At 65.7% G+C, this 3,614-nt stretch carries 4 protein-coding genes and 1 pseudogene; 3 read left to right on the top strand and 2 right to left on the bottom strand.

Annotated elements, in window-relative coordinates:
• Both ACZ470_RS40450 and ACZ470_RS40455 read left to right on the top strand, forming a co-directional pair.
• A partial coding sequence (locus ACZ470_RS40450; protein ID WP_468427625.1) for an L-histidine N(alpha)-methyltransferase occupies positions 1-120 on the top strand: 120 nt, incomplete at its 5' end.
• 57 nt (positions 121-177) lie between these two features.
• Positions 178-811 (top strand): annotated as a pseudogene (locus ACZ470_RS40455) (IS701 family transposase); the annotation flags it as partial.
• Between the two features lie 314 nt (positions 812-1,125).
• On the opposite strand, the gene ACZ470_RS40460 reads toward ACZ470_RS40455, so the two are convergent.
• Entirely contained in the window at positions 1,126-1,737 is a 612-nt protein-coding gene (locus tag ACZ470_RS40460; RefSeq protein WP_468434957.1) for a TetR/AcrR family transcriptional regulator, read from the bottom strand.
• Between the two features lie 336 nt (positions 1,738-2,073).
• Complete coding sequence (locus tag ACZ470_RS40465; RefSeq protein ID WP_468434958.1) at positions 2,074-2,424, bottom strand: SsgA family sporulation/cell division regulator; 351 nt, start codon at positions 2,422-2,424, stop codon at positions 2,074-2,076.
• 570 nt (positions 2,425-2,994) lie between these two features.
• On the opposite strand from ACZ470_RS40465, the gene ACZ470_RS40470 reads away from it, so the two are divergent.
• Positions 2,995-3,414, top strand: coding sequence for an ATP-binding protein (locus ACZ470_RS40470; RefSeq protein ID WP_468434959.1), 420 nt, complete (start codon positions 2,995-2,997; stop codon positions 3,412-3,414).
• The last annotated feature ends 200 nt before the right edge of the window (positions 3,415-3,614 follow it).

Consider the following 3,614-nt stretch of genomic DNA (forward strand, 5'->3'; position numbering starts at 1 on the left):
TCGGCGAAGTTCCGGAAGGAGGGAGTGGACGAGGAGCTGTCGGCCGCGGGGCTGGAGCCGGCCCGGTGGTGGACGGACGAGGCGGGCCGGTTCGCACTGTCACTGAGCGTCGCACGCTGACGACAGGGCCCAGTACTGCAACGGTGCTTGCCGTGACTGCTGACGGGGTCGGTCGTTTATGCAGCTCCTGGTGGCCGGAGGCTGATCGACCGCCGTCTGTATCCGCCTACGTCCTGGACGGACGACCGGGAACGGTGCCACCGTGCCGGCATCGGCGACGAGGTGGCTCGCTACGAAGGTGGTGATGGCCAGGTCGGCGGTCCGCTGCGTGATCGCCGACGAGATGCCCTTCCGATGGGTGTCCGCGGACGTCGCCTACGGCTTCTCCAAAGGGCTGGCACCATGAGCTCGAGCAGGCGGACGTCTTCCACGTCAAGGCACACCCGCCACGACACCGTCATCACCCGCTGGGCACTCGATCCTGCGGCGACGGCGTCCACGGCCGGCGGATGCATGACTGGGCGCGGGTTGAGGTGAGGCCGTGGCGTCGGCCCGACCGCCGGCACTGGGTTCTCGCCAGGCGTCAGCTGCCCGGACGAGATCTCCTCCTGCATCGCCTACTGCCCGGCCGACACGACCCTGGACGAGCTGATCCGCGTCGCGGGCAGCCGCTGTGCGGTGGAGATACCTCCAGGGTGCGAAGCAGGAGTGCGGCCTGGGCGACTACCAGATCCGCCGCTATCCGGGCCGGCACCGCCACATGACCCCGGCCATGGCCGCCCAAGCCTGCCTCACCGTCCTGCGGGCCCGCATCCGTCGACCACATCCTGCACTGGTCGACATGGTGTCGCAGAAGGCAATGTCAGGCTCGCGTCAGTCACTACAAGCGGCGGGGACGCAGTCCCTGAGACTGGTCGGCAATCAGCACAAGCACCGTTGCGGTACTGGGCGACGCCTCAGCGGATCACGGACGGGGCAGGCGCGGGAAGGCATGATCCGGCATCGCCGCATCCTGGATCGGGAAGACACATGAATGGTGCCCACGACGGGTTCTCGAGGAGAACAAGGCAGCCGTGTCGTGTGGCCGACTGTTTTGATGCCCGGGACGTCGGCGACGAGGCGGATTCAGCTGCCGACGGGTTCGATGTTGCGGCTGGTGGCGTGTCTCCGCAGGAGGCCTTCGACCCCGTCCAGGAAGGTCTCGCAGACCATTACGGGATCGAACAGGCAGCCGGCGGCCGTAGCACCGTCACGCATCATCACGAAGTGATGGGCGGCGGCTTCGGCAGGAGCCTCCCTGATGTCGGCCAGTAGCTCCGTAACCTTGTCGAGGAACCATTGGCGGTGGGCGAGCACGGCCATGTGGACCGGGTGGCCAGGGTTCGGGAACTCGGCGACGGCGTTGAGGAAGGTGCACCCTCGGTAGCCGGGGGACTGGATGCTCGCGGTGATGGACTTGCTGAGTGTGCGAATGATGTCGGCTGCCGGAAGACCAGTGGCCACAGCCTCATCCGCCCGGCGCCGCGCGGCCGCGTCGGCTTCGTCCAGGTAAGCGAGGACGAGGTCCTCCTTGCTGGAGAAGTGCCGGTAGAAGGTCGCCCGTGTCACCTGAGCCTCCGTGGCGATGCGGTCGACGCCTACGGCATGAATGCCCTCCGCATAGAAGAGCCGACGGGCCGTATTGAGCAGCCGGGACCGCGCTTCGGACGGTCGGCGTTTGGATTCGCTACTCACCATGCCCCCATCCTAGCGGAAAGAACGTTCGGTATCGTTCCTTCGTGCGAAAGTCGTCATGCTGGCACGCAGGGCGTTCCGCCCGGTCACATGGCGGGGACCCTCCTCGCGCCTCGTCCTCATCGCGCCGATGCCGAAGGGTGAGGCCGCGGGCGACAGGTGAGCGGCAGGCCAGCCGGTTCGGCGCACGGAGGGGAAAACGTTGCGGCGCCGGTGCGCCGGGCGTGAGGGACTAATGGGAGGCTTCACCTCCGTTTGTCGACTGCCTCCGGTGTCCGAGGACTCCTCGAGACATTCGCCGTGATCGCTGCTGTGCGGGGGAGTGGACGTTGCCGGGCGTCAGTTGACTTCGCCCAGTAGTTGGGACAGTTCGTCGTCGAGGTCGAGTGCCGCCGCCTCGAACCCGGCCGGCACCAGCTGGTAGGTCTGTCCGAGCCATGCCGTCATCGCATCCTTGGGCATGGTCAGCAGTGCATGCCCACAGGGCGAGGTCAGTTCAAGACACAGCGGGCCTGACTGTTCTCCCTCGTCGGGCCACACCCGAACATCACCGAGCCCGCTGGGCCGGACCGAACCCTCAGCCAAGAGGTCACGGGCGAAGGCCCAGGTGACCGGGGGTTGTTCTTCGAGTTGGAAGGCGACACGGATGCCGTACGGATCCTCGGAGCGGTAGGTGAAGTGGGCGTACACGGGGATGGTGCTCCCTGGTGCGGCCACAAGATGCAGTATGCAATCAAGTTCTGTACTGGACATGCTGTTACTCCATGGAAGGGGTAGTCGCGACAGGGCTTCGGGTGATGCCGGCTGCCTCACGCGTTGCAGTGCACCCCTGTGGCGGAGGGCGCGGCTCCCGCCGATCCCTCTGTGCCTGCTGCGCGCACAGTCCGGAGGTGTGACACGAAAGCTCCGCGACTGGTTTTGCCGCTCACCAACGGCAAAGAAATTACGCCCGGAGTATGGAAAAAGGAACAGCCGGTGTTCGTGACATAGGCCATCGAGCGGTGGCCTGACATGTGAGACGCATGGGAATGGAAGTCGTGCGGCACTGTTCGGTCTGACGAACCTTCAATTACTTTCGAGTTCTACTTGTCAGTACGAATGTCGAGGTGTCTGCGCTACCCAATATCGCATCCCATCCCGAGACTGCCCTTTGCGGCAATGTCCGCCCAGCGTATAGTGAACGTTACATACAGACCTTTGGCGACCATACCGGTCCCAGCCCGCAGTTTGCACTTCGGCGACCTGATGAGGAGACCCGCCATGTCGCCCACCCGATTGCTGACGCAGCCGCAGCGCCGCTTCGAAACGATCCTCGCTCCCGACCTCGCCAGAGTGTCGGACGCCCGACGCTCCGCCTTGGCCGTTCTGCGACTCTGGGATGTGGATGGGCCTCTGGCCGACGACGTTCAGTTGGTCGTGTCGGAACTCGTGGCGAACGCGATGGAGCACGGCTCCGGGTGGGTCGTACTGAGGATTGCGGAGACAGCGGGAAACATCACGGTTGAGGTATCCGACGCGAACCGGGCCCCGGCCCTCATGCGCAGCCCGCAGCCCGACGACCTGAGAGGGCGCGGGCTTGTGATCGTGGCGGCACTCGCGCGGAGCTGGGGAGTGAGCGAGAACGGCCACACCACGTGGGCCGCATTTCCTTCTCGGCAGATCAAGGATTGCGGCGGCTGATCAGCCGCATGCCGATGGTCCACGACCGGCGCGTGACCGGACGATCTGTCGTGCCGGTCACCCGCGGCCGCGGGGTCAGTTCTGGGTGGGGGAGCCGGATGTGTGTGTGGTGAGTGTGCGCAGGAGTCCTTCGACGCCGTTGAGGAAGGTTTCGGAGATCAGTTCGGGGTCGAAGAGGCAGCCGGCTGCCATGGCGCCGT

The sequence above is a fragment of the Streptomyces sp. NPDC031111 genome (assembly GCF_055570675.1).